This is a genomic window from Pseudomonas sp. OTU750018 (assembly GCF_011636575.1).
Taxonomy (GTDB): Bacteria; Pseudomonadota; Gammaproteobacteria; order Pseudomonadales; family Pseudomonadaceae; genus Aquipseudomonas; species Aquipseudomonas peli.
Genome location: NZ_JAAPAU010000003.1, coordinates 108,015 through 126,300, shown reverse-complemented (window position 1 = coordinate 126,300; position 18,286 = coordinate 108,015). Strand labels below are relative to the sequence as shown.

General features: G+C 64.2%; 16 protein-coding genes. 15 read left to right on the top strand and 1 reads right to left on the bottom strand.

Annotation, left to right across the window (positions count from 1 at the left end; all coding sequences use genetic code 11):
- The first annotated feature begins 104 nt into the window (after window positions 1–104).
- The 9 genes from arsS to HCI85_RS16040 all read left to right on the top strand — a co-directional run bounded on the left by arsS (window position 105) and on the right by HCI85_RS16040 (window position 10,728).
- The gene (gene arsS / locus HCI85_RS16080) at window positions 105–1,070 is read left to right on the top strand and encodes an arsenosugar biosynthesis radical SAM (seleno)protein ArsS (protein WP_206678001.1); all 966 of its coding nucleotides are present in this window, start codon (window positions 105–107) and stop codon (window positions 1,068–1,070) included.
- Between the two features lie 10 nt (window positions 1,071–1,080).
- Window positions 1,081–2,472: a sodium:solute symporter gene (locus tag HCI85_RS16075; RefSeq protein WP_167145994.1), complete on the top strand. Its 1,392-nt coding sequence runs from the start codon at window positions 1,081–1,083 to the stop codon at window positions 2,470–2,472.
- On the top strand, window positions 2,472–3,440 hold the full coding sequence (locus HCI85_RS16070) for a hypothetical protein (protein WP_167145992.1): 969 nt from the start codon (window positions 2,472–2,474) through the stop codon (window positions 3,438–3,440). Before HCI85_RS16075 ends, HCI85_RS16070 begins: the two co-directional genes overlap by 1 nt.
- Window positions 3,433–5,574, top strand: a complete 2,142-nt coding sequence (locus HCI85_RS16065) for an FAD-dependent oxidoreductase (RefSeq protein ID WP_167145990.1) — start codon at window positions 3,433–3,435, stop codon at window positions 5,572–5,574. Before HCI85_RS16070 ends, HCI85_RS16065 begins: the two co-directional genes overlap by 8 nt.
- Window positions 5,574–6,278, top strand: a complete 705-nt coding sequence (locus HCI85_RS16060; protein WP_167145987.1) for a DUF3047 domain-containing protein — start codon at window positions 5,574–5,576, stop codon at window positions 6,276–6,278. Before HCI85_RS16065 ends, HCI85_RS16060 begins: the two co-directional genes overlap by 1 nt.
- Before the next feature lie 60 nt (window positions 6,279–6,338).
- Entirely contained in the window at window positions 6,339–7,412 is a 1,074-nt protein-coding gene (locus tag HCI85_RS16055; protein WP_167145985.1) for an FAD-dependent oxidoreductase, read from the top strand.
- 258 nt (window positions 7,413–7,670) lie between these two features.
- On the top strand, window positions 7,671–9,242 hold the full coding sequence (locus HCI85_RS16050) for a methyl-accepting chemotaxis protein (RefSeq protein WP_176600650.1): 1,572 nt from the start codon (window positions 7,671–7,673) through the stop codon (window positions 9,240–9,242).
- Window positions 9,243–9,362: 120 nt separating this feature from the next.
- Window positions 9,363–10,046 (top strand): type 1 glutamine amidotransferase domain-containing protein, encoded by a 684-nt coding sequence (locus HCI85_RS16045; RefSeq protein ID WP_090254298.1) that lies wholly within the window; start codon window positions 9,363–9,365, stop codon window positions 10,044–10,046.
- 25 nt (window positions 10,047–10,071) lie between these two features.
- Window positions 10,072–10,728: a cupin domain-containing protein gene (locus HCI85_RS16040; protein ID WP_167145983.1), complete on the top strand. Its 657-nt coding sequence runs from the start codon at window positions 10,072–10,074 to the stop codon at window positions 10,726–10,728.
- Here HCI85_RS16040 and HCI85_RS16035 read toward each other — a convergent pair.
- Window positions 10,725–11,951: an NADH:flavin oxidoreductase/NADH oxidase family protein gene (locus tag HCI85_RS16035; RefSeq protein ID WP_167145980.1), complete on the bottom strand. Its 1,227-nt coding sequence runs from the start codon at window positions 11,949–11,951 to the stop codon at window positions 10,725–10,727. The genes HCI85_RS16040 and HCI85_RS16035 overlap by 4 nt on opposite strands.
- 77 nt (window positions 11,952–12,028) lie before the next feature.
- Between HCI85_RS16035 and HCI85_RS16030 the strand changes: the two genes are divergently transcribed.
- From HCI85_RS16030 to HCI85_RS16005, 6 genes are all read left to right on the top strand, one after another.
- Window positions 12,029–12,433, top strand: coding sequence for a MerR family transcriptional regulator (locus HCI85_RS16030; RefSeq protein ID WP_167145978.1), 405 nt, complete (start codon window positions 12,029–12,031; stop codon window positions 12,431–12,433).
- A gap of 89 nt (window positions 12,434–12,522) precedes the next feature.
- On the top strand, window positions 12,523–12,669 hold the full coding sequence (locus tag HCI85_RS16025; protein WP_167145976.1) for a hypothetical protein: 147 nt from the start codon (window positions 12,523–12,525) through the stop codon (window positions 12,667–12,669).
- A 39-nt stretch (window positions 12,670–12,708) separates the two neighbouring features.
- Entirely contained in the window at window positions 12,709–14,022 is a 1,314-nt protein-coding gene (locus HCI85_RS16020; protein WP_167145974.1) for an NAD(P)/FAD-dependent oxidoreductase, read from the top strand.
- A 136-nt stretch (window positions 14,023–14,158) separates the two neighbouring features.
- Window positions 14,159–14,668, top strand: coding sequence for a sigma-70 family RNA polymerase sigma factor (locus tag HCI85_RS16015; protein WP_167145972.1), 510 nt, complete (start codon window positions 14,159–14,161; stop codon window positions 14,666–14,668).
- Between the two features lies 1 nt (window position 14,669).
- Window positions 14,670–15,701, top strand: coding sequence for a FecR domain-containing protein (locus HCI85_RS16010; RefSeq protein WP_167145970.1), 1,032 nt, complete (start codon window positions 14,670–14,672; stop codon window positions 15,699–15,701).
- A 122-nt stretch (window positions 15,702–15,823) separates the two neighbouring features.
- The gene (locus HCI85_RS16005; RefSeq protein ID WP_167145969.1) at window positions 15,824–18,286 is read left to right on the top strand and encodes a TonB-dependent siderophore receptor; all 2,463 of its coding nucleotides are present in this window, start codon (window positions 15,824–15,826) and stop codon (window positions 18,284–18,286) included.

Here is an 18,286-nt window from a genome sequence, read left to right as displayed (position 1 = left end):
TACACGCGTAACAAAAGCCCTCGGGCACTCTCTATAGTGGCTACTTAGCGGCTGACATAATCAACCGACGCATCAGCATCAAGGAAACAGACACCGTGCATGCCATGCTTCCCTTGCTCGACCAACTGGCGTTTCCGGCCATCCGCCGTGGCCAGCTGGAAGCACTGCAGATCAACCTGACCTACCGCTGCAACCAGCGCTGCCTGCATTGCCACGTCAATGCCGGGCCGACCCGCACCGAGGCCATGACCGATGAAAGCCTGGCCCTGCTGCATCAGGTGATCGACGCCCACCCTGTGCACACCCTCGACCTCACCGGCGGCGCGCCGGAGATGCACCCGCGTTTTCGCGAGATCGTCAGCCACGCGCGGCGCGAAGGCCTGCGGGTGATCGATCGCTGCAACCTGACCATCCTCAGTGAGCCGGGCTATGAAGACCTGGCGCAGTTTCTCGCCGACCAAGGCGTGGAAATCAGCGCTTCGCTGCCTTGTTACTCACGCGATAACGTCGACAAGCAGCGCGGCGATGGTGTGTTCGATGCCAGCATCAAAGGCCTGCAACAACTCAATACCCTGGGCTACGGCCAGCCGGGTAGCGGCCTGATCCTCAACTTGGTGTACAACCCGCAAGGGCCGAGCCTGCCGCCACCGCAAGCGGCGCTGGAAGCCGATTACAAACGCCACCTGGTCGAGGACTTCGGCATCGTCTTCAACCACCTGCTGACCATCACCAACCAGCCGATTGCGCGCTTTGGCAGCACCCTGGTCAGCAAGGGCCAGTTCAACGTCTATATGCAGCTGCTGCGCGACAGCTACCGGCCGGAAAACCTCGAACCCTTGATGTGCCGCAGTCTGGTCAGCGTCGATTGGCAGGGCTACCTGTACGACTGCGATTTCAACCAGATGCTCGATCTGCCGCTGCAACTGCCAGAGGTGATCGGCCGTGATCGGCCGCACCTGCGCGATCTGCTTAGTGCAACACTGGCCGGCAACCCCATCGTGACCCGTGATCATTGTTATGCCTGCACCGCCGGACAGGGCTCCAGCTGCGGCGGCTCGTTAACTTCCTAAGGATCGAAGCATGCAACCAACCAGTCTCACCGGGCTGTTCTTCTGGGGCTTTCTTGTGGTCTACGGCGCGCTGATGCTGGCCTTGTCGCCACGCGCCGTAACCCTGGGCGGGTTCTTTAATGGCGAGGACAACCAGGGCCGCAGCGCCAGCCCGTGGCTGATCACCTCCAGCATCTTTATCAGCTGGATCTTCGCCAAATCGGTGACCAATGCCGCCAATCTGGGTGCCACTTATGGCCTGGTCGGCGGCTTGGCCTATGCCATGTACTGGCTGTCAATTCCGCTCACTGGCTTTGTCATCTACCGCCTGCGTCGGCGCTTTGCGGCGACCGGCCTGGTCAGCTTCCTGAGCAGTCACTACGGCCGTGGCGCAGCGCTGGCGTTTTCCGCCGCGATTCTGATTCGTCTGTTTAACGAGGTGTGGAGCAATACCGCGGTGGTCGGCGGTTATTACGGTGACTCCGGCAGCTTCGAATTTATTGCCTCGGCCTTGCTGTTTACCGCCGTGACCCTGGCCTACAGCCTGCGCGGCGGGCTGCGCAGCTCGATCCTAACCGACGCGGCGCAAGCGGCGATCTTCGTGATTGCCCTGGTCTGGGTGCTCGGCCTGGTGCTGCCGCAGCATTCGCCGACTGAGCTGGCCAGCACCAGCAACTGGGCACTGAATGCCGGGGTCGACCTGCTGCTGGTCGCCGGCCTGCAGGCCTTCAGCTACGGCTTCCATGATCCAGTGCTGACAGATAGGGGCTTTATCAGCGAAGAGAAGGCTATGCGCCGCTCCTTCGTGATTGCCGGGGTGCTGGGTTTTATCGCCATCCTCGCCTTCAGCCTAATCGGCGTGCACGCCCAACTTACCGGCCTGGCCGCCTCCGACAACGTACCCGCCGCCCTGGCCAAGAGCCTGGGCATCGGCGCGCTGCTGGTGATGACCGTGGTGATGGTTTCCGCTGCTGGTTCGACCCTGGATTCGACCTTCTCCAGTCTGGCCAAACTGGCCGGGCGCGAGTTGCCGAAGCTGGCCGGGCGCGACCTCGGACAGAAAGCCATTGGCGTCGGCATGGCGGTGATGGTGGTGTTCGCACTGCTCGGTAACCTGCCAATGATCGCAGGCACCGATATTCTCAAGGCCACCACCATCAGCGGCACCATGGTCATCGGCCTGGCCCCGGTATTCGTCCTGCACGGCCTGACCACTCCGACGCGGCTGGGCTTTCACCTGAGCTTCTGGACCGGCCTGGGCCTGGGCGTCGCCCTGACCCTGAACTGGATTCCACAGAGCTGGGCCATCGGCGACGGCAAATATGCGTTGCTGCTCGGCACCAACCTGTATGGCCTTGGGCTGTGTGTACTCGGCTATCTGCTGCCCGGTTGGTTGCTGCAGCGCAAAGCAGGCAAAGCCTGATGCGCGCCGGCCGCGACTGCCCGCTGGACTATCGCCTGACGCCGGATGCCTTTAGCGGTGAGCCGCTATTCGAGTGCGACACCCTCTATGTGGTCGGCGGCCTGTATGGCAATCGCCAGGCCCTGGCCGCCCTGCAACGGCGCCTAGCCGCCGAACCACAGGCGCGTGTGGTGTTTAACGGCGACGCGCACTGGTTTGACCGCGACCCGCAGATTTTCCAGCAGATTGAGCAGGGCATCAGCGCCCATATGGCCCTGCGCGGCAATGTCGAAACCGAACTCGGTCGTGCCAACGACAGCGGTGCAGGCTGCGGCTGCGCCTACCCGATGACGGTGGATGAGGCAGTGGTCGAGCGCTCCAATGCCATTCAGCAGGAATTGAACCGAACCGTGCAGAGCTTGCCGGATATGGCCGAGCGCCTGGCGTCACGGCCGAGCACAGCACTGGTCAGCGTGGCCGGCCAACGCGTGGCGATCAGCCATGGCGACGAGCAGTCCCTGGCTGGCTGGAGCTGCTCGCGGGAATCGCTCAGCGAGCCGGAGCGCCAGGAGCAACTGGACGCCTGGTTTACCGCCAACAGGGTGCAGGTACTCGCCACCAGCCATACCTGCTCGGCGGTGGCCTTGAACCTGGAGCATGGCGCGCTGATCAATAACGGCGCGGCCGGACTGCCGAACTTTGCCGGTGGCCGCTATGGCCTGCTCAGTCGCATCGCCACCACGCCACACCCGGCGGCGCTTTACCGTTGCCAGCGTGACGGCCTGTTTATCGAAGCGCTGCCGCTGAACTACGACCACACTGCTTTTCTCGCCGACTTCGACCGCCAGTGGCCTGCCCATAGCCCGGCGGCGTTGTCCTATCGTTCGCGGGTGCTCGGCCAACTGACCGACCGCCCAGAGACTGCTCTGCTGGCCGGTTTTAGCCTGTGCCAAAGCCTTTGCGCCTTGGAGGCGCTGACTGATGAATAGCCGCAAACTCGCCCTGATGGGCCTGATCCTCGCGCTGCTGGGCAGCTTCTTTGTCTTCGACATCGGCCAGTACCTCAACCTGGAAGCACTCAAGGCGCAGCAAGCGGCGCTGAATGCTCAAGTGGCCGCGCAGCCCTGGCTAGCGGCGGGGCTGTTCTTTATCGCTTACGTCGCGGTCACGGCGCTGTCGCTGCCCGGCGCGGCCTTGATGACCTTGCTGGCCGGCGCACTGTTCGGTCTGCTCGAAGGCTTTGTGCTGGTGTCCTTCGCCTCGACGCTGGGCGCGACCCTGGCCATGCTCAGCAGCCGTTTTCTGCTGCGCGATTGGGTGCAAAGCCGCTTCGGCCAGCGCCTGGCCGGTATTGATGCGGGCATCGAACGTGAAGGCGCGTTCTACCTGTTCGCCCTGCGCCTGGTGCCGCTGTTTCCGTTCTTTTTGATCAACCTGGCCATGGGCCTGACCCGCCTGCCGGCGCGCACCTACTGGTGGGTCAGCCAGCTCGGCATGCTGCCGGGCACACTGGTCTTCGTAAATGCCGGCCGCGAACTGGGCCAGCTGGACTCCCTGGCTGGCATCCTCTCGCCGGGGCTACTGGGTGCCTTCGTGCTGCTGGGGGTATTCCCGCTGATCGCGCGCAAGCTGCTCGGCCTGATCCAGGCGCGGCGGGTGTATGCCGGTTGGCACAAACCGAAAACCTTCGACCGCAACCTGCTGGTGATCGGCGCGGGTGCCGGTGGCTTGGTCAGCGCCTATATCGCGGCGGCGGTGAAGGCCAAGGTCAGTCTGATCGAAAAGCACCAGATGGGCGGCGACTGCCTGAACACCGGCTGTGTGCCATCCAAGGCGCTGCTGCGTTCGGCCAAGCTGGCCAATGAACTGAAAAAGGGCCCGGCGCTGGGCTTTAGCGGTGTGCAGGGCACGGTGGATTTCCCGGCCGTGATGCAGCGCATCCAGCGGGTGATTGCCGATATCGAACCGCATGATTCGGTCGAGCGTTACACCGGCCTGGGCGTCGAAGTCATTCAGGGCGAAGCGAAGATCCTCTCGCCCTGGAGCGTGGAGGTGAACGGTCAGACCCTGACCAGCCGCAACCTGATTATCGCGGCCGGGGCGCGGCCGTTGGTGCCGAAGATTCCTGGCCTGGAGCAGGTGCAGAGCTACACCTCGGACAGCATCTGGAGCCTGCGTGAACAGCCGCGCTGGCTGCTGGTGCTCGGTGGCGGACCGATTGGCTGCGAGCTGGCCCAGGCCTTCCAGCGCCTCGGCAGCCAGGTGATTCAGGTGGAGCTGGCCGAACGCCTGCTGCCGCGCGAGGATGCCGACGCCAGCGAGTTGGTACTGAATAGCCTGCGTGCCGACGGCGTGGATGTGCGCCTGCAACACCGCGCCGAACGCTTTGAAGTGGTCAATGGCGAACAACGCATGGTCGCCCGCCGCGTGGACACCGGCGAGGAGGTGACCATCGCCTTCGACGGTCTGCTGCTGGCCCTCGGCCGGGTGGCCAATGTCAGCGGCTACGGCGTCGAGGAACTGGGCCTGACGGTGCGGCCTAACGGCACCCTGGAAACCGACGAATACCTGGCGACACGCTTCCCCAATATCTATGCGGTGGGCGATGTCACCGGGCCGTACCAGTTCACCCATGTGGCGGCGCACCAGGCCTGGTATGCGGCGGTCAATGCGCTGTTCTCAGGTTTCAAGCGCTTCAAGGTGGATTACCGGGTGATTCCTGCCTGCACCTTTACCGACCCCGAAGTCGCCCGCGTCGGCCTCTCCGAAGGCGAAGCCAAGGCGCAGAACATTGCCTACGAGGTGACCCGCTACGGCATCGACGACCTCGATCGGGCGATTGCCGACGAGGCTGCCCACGGCTTTGTCAAAGTGCTCACCGTGCCGGGCAAGGATCAGATTCTCGGGGTGACCATCGTCGGCGAACACGCCGGGGAGCTGCTCGCCGAATACGTGCTGGCGATGAAGCATGGCCTGGGCCTGAACAAGATTCTCGGCACCATTCACACCTACCCGACCATGGCCGAGGCCAACAAGTACGCGGCCGGCGAATGGAAACGCGCCCATGCCCCGCAAGGCCTGCTGCGCCTGGTCGAGCGTTTCCATACCTGGCGCCGCAGCTGATGAGTAGGTTACTGCTGGCCCTGCTGATGCTGACGCCGCTGGCGCAAGCCGAAAACCAACTGACGCCCTGGACGGCCGGCCCGCCCAGCAGCGAATGGTCAGCGCCCTGGCGCCTGGCGGATATCCCCAAACTCAAACCGTCCGAACGTACGCTGGTCGAGCAGGATGGCCAGCAGGTGTTGCGCATTCAGGCCGATGCCGCCGCAGGCGGCTTACTGCATCCGCTGGACCTGCCCGGCGATCAGCCCTGGCAACTGAGCTGGCAGTGGCGCACCGAGCGCAAACTGGAACAGGCGCGCTTCGCCACCCGTGAAGGGGACGACTACGCCGCGCGGGTTTATGTGCTGCTGGATTACCCGTTGGATTCGTTGAGCTTCGTCACCCGGCAGAAGCTGCGCCTGGCGCGCACCTTCTTCGACCCTGATCTGCCAGCGGCAACCCTCAGCTATGTCTGGGACAACCGCGCGACACCCGGCACCCACGCGCGCAGCGCCTACACCGAGACGGTGGAAATGCACGTGCTGCGCGGTCCCGAAGCGCCACTGGGGCAATGGCTCAGCGAGTCCCGCGACCTGAATGCCGATGCCACCGCCGCCTTTGGCAGCGCACCGCGCAGGATTCTTGGTGTGGTGTTTGCCGCCGACAGCGACAACACCGGGGAGTTGGCCGAAAGCTATTTTGCCGTGCCGCAGTTGCAGCGCTAACGGGCCGCGGCGCAAGCCCGTACCATTAGCGCACACCGATTACCTGACGGACGTCCGCGTGTGAGCACTCATTACGACCTTCTATTGATCGGCGCCGGCCACGCCCACCTCGGCGTGCTGCGGCGCTGGGCCCTGGTCGAGCGGCCGCCGGGGCGCGTTGCGCTGCTCAGTGCCGGTCCGGTGGCCTGGTATTCCGGCATGCTACCGGGGCTGCTGGCTGGCCGGCATCGGCCAGAGGATTGCCAGGTCGAGCTGCAGGCGCTGTGCCGCGCGGCCAAGGTCGAGTTGATTGTCAGCCCGCTGGAAAGCCTGTCCGCCGCACAGCAACAGGTGCAACTAGCCAATGGGCAAACCTTGAATGGCAGCTGGCTGTCGCTGAATGTCGGCGCGCAGGTTTCTGCACCTGCGCAGCACGGTGATGCCATGCAGGTGCTGGCAGTAAAACCCTTCGCGGAATTTCTTGATGGTTGGCAACGCTGGCAGGCCGAGCCTCAGCCCTTGGCGATTCTCGGCGGCGGCGCGGCGGGAGTTGAACTGGCGCTGGCCTTGGCCGGGAAGGTGCCGCAACTTGCGCTGTTCTGTGCCGGGCATCTGCTCGATGGTTTGTCTGCTGGTGTGCGTCTGCGTGCCCTCGGCCATCTGCGTCAGCGTGGTGTGTGGGTGCGCGAGGATTGCCCAATCAGCCGCATTGAGGACGACTGCCTGTTCAGCGGCGACGAACCGGTCTGGCGTGGTCAGCGACTGCTGTTGGCCAGCGGAGCCAAGGCTTTTGCCTGGCCGGCGCACAGCGGGCTGGGCTGCGATGAGCAGGGCTTTGTATTGATTGCGCCGACGCTGCAGAGCTACACCCACCCGACGATTTTCGCCGTGGGCGACTGCGCCAGCCTGCCCGGCGCACGCAAAAGCGGGGTGTACGCGGTGCGCCAGGGGCCGGTGCTGGCGAACAACCTCAGCGCCGCCTTGCGCGGCCTGCCCCTCAAACGCTACCGGCCGCAACGCCAGAGCTTAGCGCTGCTGGCCACCGGCGACGGCGGCGCCCTGTTGGACTGGCATGGACACAGTGCCGGCGGGCGTTTCTACGGGCGCTGGAAGGATTTTCTCGACAAGGGCTTTATTCAGCGCCATCGCCTGTAAGGACTGATCCACCTGCTACCAAAGTGCCATGGCCCTGAACCGCCACGGGTGCTCGAATCATCCTCCCAGCAAAGGTTGGCCGCAGGGAGCGACACCCGCTATGGTCTATAGATTCGCTGACAGCGGCCGATTGCCTACCCAGGCATCTCCAGCTGCACGCACTCCCATTTCAGCAGGCATGGCCCGTCCACTTCATGGTGGCGTGCCGAGGCAGTTTCTGGTCGTGGTTCGACCAGAATAAAAATAACGAGGTTTGTCATGCGTTCTGCGTTTATTACCTACCCCAAGGCCTGCCTGCTGCATGCCATCGGGCTGGCCGGGTTGATGGTGACGTACCAGCAGATCCAGCTGCCCTGGTTTATCAGCATTCCGTCCTTTCTGCTGCTGGCCCTGTGGCCGTGGCTGGGGCCCTGGCAGCGCCAGCATGAAGAGCTGCCCGTATCCGCCGAGACGCCACATGATGCGTTCAGCACCCTGAGCCAGAACCTGTCGCGGCACACCTGCCACAACGCCCTGGCCGCCGCTGAAGTGGCGCATGCGGCGCAGCAGCTGGCCGGCAAACTGCAATCGCAACTGAGCGCCACCGAGCAGATCAACCAGGCCGCCGAGGCCATCACCCACACCGAACAGGACAGTGCCCAGCGCGCCGAACAGACCCTGATTGCCGCGCAAAGCGTGCGGCAAGACAGCAGCAGCGGGCAGCAGGAGCTGCGTCAGGCAATCGACGCCATGCAGCACCTGAGTGCGCAGACCGCCACCAGCCGCGAGCTGATTGACGGCCTGAGCAGTCGCACCGAGCAGATCGAGAAAGTCACCCAGGTCATCCAGTCGATTGCCAGCCAGACCAACCTGCTGGCGCTCAATGCGGCCATCGAGGCGGCCCGCGCTGGTGAACTCGGCCGCGGCTTTGCGGTGGTCGCCGATGAGGTGCGTAACCTGGCCGGCCGCACCAGCAGCGCCACCGAGGAAGTCGGGCAGATCGTCAGCGATATCCGCCAACAGAGCGCGGCGGTGGTCAGCCATATGCAGCAGCAGGCCGAACAACTGACCCTGGCCGCGCAGCAGGTCGAGCACACCGGCGCGCAACTGCAAGGCATTGCCGGATTGGCGGCAAATGTAGAGGATCAGGTCAGCCAGATCGACAGCGGCACCCGGCAGAACCACGAACGCCTGGCTGAACTGTCTGTGGCGGTCGGCCAGCTGCGCGGCGATGTTAGCGACAGCGAAGGGCAGACGCGTCAACTCAGCAGCGCCGCCGAGCGGTTAGTCGCGCAGGCCGAAAGCGTCAGCGAACAGCTCGCCGAAGTCGGCCTGGATGACTACCACCAGCGCATCTACGACCTCGCACGCAGCGCCGCAGTGCAGATTGCCGCGCAGTTCGAGGCTGATCTGCAAAGCGGACGGATCAGCGCCAGTGACCTGTTCGACCGTCATTACCAGCCGATTGCCGGCAGCTTCCCGGCCAAGTACAAAACGCGCTTTGACGGCTATGCCGATCAGGTACTGCCGGCCATTCAGGAACCCCTGCTCAGCCAGCACGAAGGCCTGGTGTTCGCCATCGCCTGCACCGCCGAAGGCTACGTACCAACGCACAACAATGCCTTCAACCACCCACCATGCGGTGACCGCGCTGTGGACACGCTGAAGAGTCGCAGCAAGCGCCTGTTCAACGACCGCACCGGCATCCGCTGTGGCAGCCATCAGAAACCGGTGCTGCTGCAGACCTATATGCGCGACACCGGTGAGCTGATGCATGACCTGTCGGTGCCAATTATGGTCAACGGCCGGCATTGGGGCGGCATTCGCCTCGGATACAAACCCGAACCCTGATCGGCGCTGTATGCCTGCACGTGATAGGCACCATTAAGCCGTTTACATTATCGCCAGCGGCTAACGCGCGTAAGCTGCATGCCTCTTTGCTCATCAGGGCCTGCGCCCCAAGGAATACCCATGAAGATCCTGCTGGTACTGACCTCACACGACCAACTGGGCAACACCGGGCAGAAGACCGGCTTCTGGCTGGAGGAATTCGCCTCGCCGTACTACGTGTTCAAGGATGCCGGCGCGCAACTGACCCTGGCCTCGCCCAAAGGCGGCCAGCCACCTTTGGACCCTAAGAGCGACGCCCCTGATGCACAGACAGCCGCTACCGAGCGCTTCCGTGCTGATCCGGCAGCGCAACAGGCGCTGGCCAACACCGTGCCGCTGAGCCAGGTGAAGGCCGATGATTTCGACGCCGTGTTCTATCCGGGCGGCCATGGCCCACTGTGGGATTTGGCCGAAGACCGCACCTCCATCGCACTGATCGAACACTTCCAGGCACAAAACAAACCGGTAGCGGCGGTCTGTCACGCTCCGGGTGTGCTGCGTCATGTCAAAGCGGCCAACGGTCTGCCGCTGGTCAGCGGCAAGAAAGTCACCGGCTTTAGCAACAGCGAAGAGGCTGCGGTGCAGCTAACCGACGTGGTGCCATTCCTGGTGCAGGATATGCTCATAGCCAACGGTGGCCATTACACCAGCACGAACGATTGGCAGAGCCATGTAGCCGTAGATGGTCTGCTGATCACCGGGCAAAACCCGGCCTCATCGGATGCCACCGCAGACGCGTTGATCCACCTGCTCAAGCAGGCTTGAATCAGACGGAGTGAAGGGGGCGACCATGCAACTGAATGCCGACTTTAGTCAGCGCGCCTTGATCCGTCCGGCCGACAGCCCCTGGGTGGCTTCACCCATGCCAGGGGTGGAGCGGCGCATGCTGGACCGCATCGGCGAGGAGGTGGCGCGCGCCACCAGCATCGTGCGCTACGCGGCAGGTTCGCGCTTCAGCGAGCATCACCACCCCGGCGGCGAGGAGTTTCTCGTGCTCGATGGGGTGTTCTCCGATGAGCGCGGCGATTACCCCGCCGGCACTTACGTACGTAACCCCATCGGCAGCCACCACGCACCCTTCAGCCGCGAAGGCTGCACGATCTTCGTCAAACTGATGCAGTTCGATGAAGCTGATGATCAGCCCGTGGTGATCGACAGCACCCAGGCGCAATGGCGACCCGGACTGGTGCCGGGCCTGCAGGTGTTGCCGTTGCACCAGCACGGTACCGAGCACGTGGCGCTGGTGCGTTGGGCCCCCGGCACCTACTTCAGTGCACACAGGCATTGGGGCGGCGAAGAAATCCTGGTGCTTGAAGGCACCTTTCAGGACGAGTTCGGCGACTACCCGGCCGGCAGCTGGCTGCGCAGCCCACACCTGTCACAGCACACACCGTTCAGCGAAGCAGGCTGCCTGATCTGGGTCAAAACCGGGCATTTGCCCGATTAACCCGCTGCCATCAGGCGTTTGTAGTGGCGGGTACGTCGCGCGCTTTTCAGCTGTTCCAACAACAGCGCGCGTAGCGGCGAGACCCCAGCGTGGGTGTGCTTGCCTAGGCTGAGTTGGCGCAGTTGAAACTTCACCACGGCCATGTATGCCAGGGAGGCAAACGCCTTGTTCTTCCAGCGAATAGGCGGCAATTCAGCGCTGCTGGGCTGCCCGACCTGCCACTGTTTCGGCAGCGCCGGGTTGATCGCCAGGGCCGTGGCGATCCCAGCCATGGCCACGCCGCTGGCCAGCACCTGCTCGACCACTGGCAAACGACGAATCCCACCGGTGACCATCACCGGCATGCTCGCCACAGCGGCAATCTCACCGGCGTACTCCAGGAAGTAGGCTTCGCGCGCCAGGGTACGGCCGTCGCGGGCATCGCCCTGCATGGCGGGCGCTTCATAGCTGCCGCCGGACAATTCGACCAGATCGACCGCCAGCTCATTGAGCAACTGCACCACCTGCTTGGCATCGGCCGCGTCGAAGCCGCCACGCTGGAAGTCCGCCGAGTTGAGTTTGACTGCTACGCAGAAGCTAGGGGCCACCACAGCCCGTACCGCCTTGACCACCTCAAGCAGAAAGCGCGCACGGTTTTCCAGCGGACCACCCCAACGATCGCTGCGCTTGTTGCTGATCGGCGAAAGGAATTGGCTGAGCAGATAACCGTGCGCCGCATGGATCTGCACGCCCGTAAAGCCGGCCTGTTCGGCCAACTGTGCGGTGCGCGCATAGCGCTGAATCAGAGTTTGGATTTCTGCTTCATCCAGCGTCTTGGGCACGGGGAACATTTTCGACAGGCCACCCAGCTCCAGCGCGACCGCTGACGGCGCAACGGTCTGCTGGCCAAGGTTGGCCTGCATTTGCCGACCAGGGTGGTTGATCTGCATCCAGACCTGCCCGCCTTGAGCGCGGCTGATCCGGGCCCACTCGCGGAATTTATCCAGCTGGCGCTCATCCTCCAGCACCACGCCGCCGGGGCCGGTCATGGCGCGGCGGTCGACCATCACGTTACCGGTGATCAGCAACCCGGCACCACCCTCGGCCCAGGCCTGGTAAAGGCGCAGCAATTCAGCGGACGGGCCTTGGCTGGCGTCAGCCAGGTTTTCTTCCATCGCCGCCTTGGCAATGCGGTTGGGGATGACAGTACCGTTGGGCAGGTGCAGCGGTTGAAAGGCAGTCATGGCGTACTCCGAGGTAGCAGGTGGAGCAAGGCTAAGGTTAAAGTCAACTTTAAGGTCAATAGCCCGGAGTACTGAGGATGAAAATCGGTGAACTGGCCAGCCGCACGGGGCTGGCGGCGTCGCGCATACGTTTCTATGAGGCCAGTGGGCTGATCAGCGCGCAACGTCAGGCCAACGGCTACCGCCACTACCCTGAACAGGCGGTGCAGACCCTGGGCATCATCAGCTGTGCGCAGCAAGCCGGATTCAGCCTCGACGAAATCCGCCGGCTGCTGCCGCAAGGCGAATCACAGGGCCTGGCGCACGCGGAGCTGCTGGCCAGCCTGCAGCGCAAAGTCGGTGAAATCGAGGTCATGCAGCAACGGCTGGCGCAGAACAAGGCGCAACTGCTGGGCATCATCGCCAGCATCGAAAGCAAACCCGAGGGCATGCCCTGCGCCGAGAATGCCGAGCGGGTGATGGCACAGCTACGCGGTGGCTGATGGACGCGCGTAATGTTTAGCCCAACAGCAACCAAGCATGTAAAAAACCGCATTTAACCAACGCATGGCCCTGTGTGAACCTTGTGGCCATGCGCTCTTCTCATGTGTTTTCCCCCGTTCCCCTGCACGCAGCCGCGCCGCGTGACCAGGTCAAACTGCCGCATACCCTGGCGTTCTGGGCGTTGTGGCATTGCCGTCACGCGCGCCCGCCGGATGACTGGACCGCTCAGCCCTGACTGCTCTGCCCATTCCCGTCGTCTACCAGGAAGCTGCTTATGAATGCCGCCCTCAAACCCGTAACGCCCGCCGCGGTGCGTTGCCCGTCCTACTACAGTGCCACCCTCAATGAAGAAACCGATTACCCGCCCCTGCAAGGCGAGGTCAGCGTCGATGTGGTGATCATCGGCGGCGGTTTTACCGGCGTGGCGTCTGCCGTGGAGCTGGCCGAGCGCGGCCTCAAGGTGGCGATTGTCGAAGCCAACAAGATCGGCTGGGGTGCCACCGGGCGCAACGGCGGCCAGGTCACTGGCAGCCTGTCGGGCGATGCGGCGATGACCAAGCAGATGCGCAACACCCTCGGCGAGGAAGTCGAAGACTTTATCTGGCACCTGCGCTGGCGCGGCCACGAGATCATCAAGTACCGCGTAGAGAAGTACGGCATTCAGTGCGACCTCAAGCACGGCCACCTGCATGCGGCGATGAAGCCCACGCACATGAAGGAACTAGAAGCCACCTACGCCGAAGCACAGCGTCGCGGCATGGGCGCTGACGTGACCCTGCTCGACCGCGCCGGCGTGCGCAGCCACCTGGCCAGCGACCTGTACAGCGGCGCACTGAAGAACACCCGCAATATGCACCTGCACCCGCTGAACCTGTGCATCGGTGAGGCCAAGGCCGCCGCCAGCCTGGGCGCGCTGATTTTCGAACACTCCGAAGTGCTGGAGATCATCCACGGCGCCAAGCCGGCGGTGGTCACCGCCCAAGGCCGAATCAACGCCAAGCAGGTGCTGCTGGCTGGCGACGTGTACCACAAGCTGGAGCCGAAAAAGCTCAAGGGCATGATCTTCCCGGCCATGGGCGGCATCGTCACCACCGCGCCGCTGGGTGAGCTGGCGAAAGAAATCAATCCGCAGGACCTGGCCGTGTACGACTGCCGCTTCGTCCTCGACTACTACCGCATGACCGCCGACGGCCGCCTGCTGTTCGGCGGTGGCTGCAACTACTCCGGGCGCGACTCGCGGGATATCGCCGCCGAACTGCGCCCCGGTATCGAGCAGACCTTCCCGCAGCTCAAGGGCGTCGACATCGACTTCCAGTGGAGCTGCGCCATGGGCATCGTGATCAACCGCATCCCGCAGCTGGGCAAGCTCTCGGACAACGTCTGGTACTGCCAGGGCTACTCCGGCCACGGCATCGCCACCACCCACATCATGGGCGAGATCATGGCCAACGCCCTGACCGGCACCCTGGGTCACTACGACACCTTTGCCGCCTGCAAACACATCAAGGTGCCGCTGGGTGATGTGTTCGGCAACCCGATGCTGGCCGCCGGCATGTGGTACTACCAGATGCTGGAAAAGCTGCGTTAAGAACGCTGCGGCGCTGACGCGTAAGCGCAGTCCGCTGATCAGCTGCCGGGGGCACACGTCACCGGCAGCATTGAACTTTTAATAATAATAATTATCATGTGCGCCTGAGTAGCCATCCGGCTGACCGGAGCTCACTGTGCCCGCCTCTGAATTTGACCTGTCTACCGACCTCGACACGCTCTACCGCCAGCACCACGGCTGGCTGGAAGGCTGGTTGCGGCGCAAGCTGAACGACACCTTTGCCGCCGCAGACCTGGCTCAGGACACCTTCGTCAGCGTTATTCATTCCGGTCAGGCCCATGAAATCCGTGAACCCCGGCCCTTTCTGGCGACCATCGCGCGCCGGCTGATTGCCCATCGTCATCGCCGCCAGCGCCTCGAAGACGCCTACATTGAAGTGCTCGCCAGCCTGCCGGAAGCGGTTTACCCCTCGCCGGAAGAACAGCTGCAGGCACTGGAAACCCTGCGCCAGATCGACAGCGCCCTCGACGGTCTGCCGGCCCAGGTCAAGGAAGCCTTCCTGCTCGCCCACCTGGAAGAACTCAGCTATGCCGAAATCGCCGAACGCCTGGGCGTGTCCAGCAGCTCGGTGAAGCAGTACCTGATGCGCGCCAACCGCCAATACCTGTTTGCCCTGGCCAGCTGACATGAACGGACAGCACAGCGCGGTTTACCCCAACACACCCGCCAGGCTCTTGGCCGAAGGCCAGCCGATCAGCGCAGCCGTGGCCGACCAGGCAGTGGAATGGCTGACCCTGCTGATGTCCGGCGCAACCAGCGCGCAGGAGCAGCTGGCTTGGCAGACCTGGCGCGCGGCCAGCCCTGAGCACGAACGAGCCTGGCGGCATATCGAGGCCATGACCGGACGGCTCAAGGCATTGCCTGCCAAGAGTGCCTACCAGACGCTCTCGCCCTATGCCCGCCAAACCGCTCAGGCCAGCCGCCGCACGCTGCTGCGTTCGCTGTTCTGGGGTGGCCTGCTGGCCGGCTCCGGGCTGCTGGCCAGCCGCACCCATACCTGGCAGGAACAGCTGGCCGAACACCGCACCGGCACCGGTGAGCAACGCCGCGTGACCCTCAGCGATGGCACCCGCGTGACACTCAACACCGCCACGGCACTCGATCTGCAATTCGATGCGCACACCCGTCTGCTGCACCTGCGCGCGGGCGAGATCATGGTAGTCACCGCTGCGGCCCAGGGCCTGCAGCCTGTCGACCCACGTCCGTTGGAGGTGCAGACCGCACAAGGGCGCATCCGCGCGCTGGGCACGCGTTTCAGCGTGCGCCAGGACGACGGCCACACCCAGGTGGCCGTGCAGGAAAGTGCCGTACAACTCCACCCGATCCGCAGTGACCGCGTGCAGGTGCTGCTGGCTGGGCAACGCACCGGCTTCAGCCGCACCCATATCGACCCGCTGCGCCCGCTGCATGAGGCCGACCTGGCCTGGACCCGTGGGCAGATCATTGCCGACGACATGCCCCTGGGCGAATTTATCGCCGAGCTTGATCGCTACCGCCCCGGGGTGCTGCGCTGCGATCCGCACGTGGCCGGGTTGCGCCTGTCCGGGGTGTTCCCGGTGCACGACAGCGATCGCATTCTCGCCACCCTGCCCAGCGTGCTGCCAGTACAGGTGCGCACGCGCAGCCGCTACTGGGTGCTGATCGAACAGGCCGGCTAAGCCCGCGTCGCAGCGGATAGCCGAGCGCGGCGAAAAATAATTCAGCCACGCACTGCCCGATTGCGATTCTCGCGGCACCTACACAGCAAGAACCTTATTCGCTTTCTGTGCCAGGAGCCCCCATGCACCGTGCCAATCGCCCCATGACGCCGCCGCGTCACACCGCGCACAACTTCCAACTGCGACCGAGTGGCCGCCTGCTCTTGGCCCTGGCCTGCAGCCTGGCCCTCCAGCAACTGCCGGGCGTGGCCCTGGCCGCAGACAGCACGCCCACCCAGCAGCAGGCGCAACAAGCCTTCACGATTGCCGCCGGGCCTTTGGCACCGGCACTGCGCAGCCTGTCGAGCAGCGCCAACCTGTTGCTCAGCTTTACCGCCGAGCAAACGGCCGACAAGGTAACCGCAGGTCTTCAAGGCCACTACACCGTGCCCGAAGCCCTGGCGGTGCTGCTGGCCGGTACCGGCTTGCAGGCCGTACAAGTAGAGGCTGGCGGTTATGTGCTGCGGCCCGCACCCGCGCACATGGACAACGCAGCGGCCCGCACCGAACTGCCCGCGATGACCATTTCCGGCAAGGCCAGCCGTTACCAGAGCAGCGTGCCGGTGAGCAGCGCCACCCGCACCGATGCCGACTCACTGGATGTGCCGCAGACGGTCGATGCGGTGCCGGCCACAGTGCTGCGTGATCGCGGCGCGCGTTCGATCAAGGAAGCCCTGGCCTACACCCCAGGCGTGACCAGCAGCACCGGTGAAGGCATTCGTGAGCAGTTCGTCATCCGTGGCTTCTCGGCTATTTCGGATACCTATGTCGATGGCATGCGCGATGGCGGCAACAGCTTCCGCGACACCTTCAACCTGGAGCAGGTGGAAGTGGTCAAAGGCCCCAGCGGCGTGCTCTACGGTCGAGGCTCGGCCGGGGGCTTGATCAACCTGGTGAGCAAGCGCCCGCACTCGCAGACGCAGACTGACCTGGCCGCCAGCCTGGGCTCCTACGATGCCCGGCGCCTGACCCTCGACGTCAACCAGCCGCTGAACGAAGCGGTACAGGTGCGCATCAATGCCATGGCCGACGAGGGCGACTCGTACCGCGATGAGGTCTGGTACAAGAAACACGGCCTGGCGCTGGCTTCCACCCTGCGTTTCAACGATGACGTGACTCTCGACCTGCGCGCCCAGCACCTGGCCGATGAGCGCGTGTTCGACGCCGGTATTCCCGGCATCAACGGCAAGCCGGCGGATGTCTCGCGCTCGACCTATTACGGCTCGGCCAATCCCGGTGACAACGACAGCGGCACCAGCGCCGACAGCACCTTCCAGGCCGACCTCAAGGTGGACCTGAGCGACAGCCTGCAACTGCGCAACACCCTGAGCTACCGCACCCTGGACCTTGAGCGTAACCAGACCACCATCAACCGCCTGCTGCTTAACACCGCCACGCCCACCGTGCGCCTGTCGCGCAGCAACTTCGACAGCCAGCAGACTGACCTGGCCAACAAGCTGGAGCTGAGCAAGCAGGTCGACTGGCTGGGCATCCAGCACGAGCTGATGGTCGGCGCCGAGTACGCCATCGAGGAACGCGACACCCTGTCACGCGGCAGCGACCTGCCCGCCGCCTACAACCTGTCGGTGTACAACCCGGTGCTCAAGACCGTGCCCTACAGCGCAGCCTCCGTGCGCCGCGATGGCATCTACGAAACCCACACCGCCGGTTACTACATCCAGGACCTGATGCGCTTCAACGAGCACTGGGTGATGCTGCTCGGGCTGCGCGAAGATCAGCTGGAGCGCGACTTCGACAACCGCGTCGGCAGTGATTACAGCCGCGACGATGATTACCGCAGCCCGCGCGCCGGCCTGGTCTATCAGCCCAATGACTGGTCGTCCTACTACCTGTCCGCTTCACGCTCCTACCAGCCAGGCAGCGCCACCGGGGTGATCGATCCAGGCAACGCCATCCAGCCACCGGAGATCACCACCAGCTATGAGCTGGGCAGCAAGCTGCGCCTGAACGACGGTGCCTTGGAGCTGGGCCTGAGCCTGTTCCAGATCATCAAGGAAAACGTGCCGACCCGTGACCCCAGCGACCCCAACGGCCCGTCGCTGTATGTCGGTGAAATCACCGCCGAAGGCGTCGAGCTGTCGGCCCTCGGCGATCTCGGCCATGGCCTGAGCCTGCAGGGCGGGCTCACCTACTTGGATGCGCGGGTGACCCAGTCGAACAACACCACCGCGCCGGCGATCACCCCGACGCAGCCGGCCACCCCGCTGGAGGGCAAACGGGCGGCCAACGCCCCACGCTTTAGCGCCACCCTGTGGGGCGTCAAAGAGCTGGGTAACGGCTGGCGCGTCGGCCTCGGTGTGCGCCATCAGGGCGATTCCTTCGCCTCGACCACCAATGCCGTCACCCTGCCGGCCTACACCGTGCTGGATGCCGGGCTGTTCCATGAGCGCGGCCCCTGGGCGTTTGCCCTCAACGCCCGCAACCTGGGCGGCAAGACCTACTACGAGTCGGCCACCAATGACCTCGGCATCCTGCCGGGCGAACCGCGTTCGCTGCAATTCAGCACCAGCTACCGCTTCGAGTGA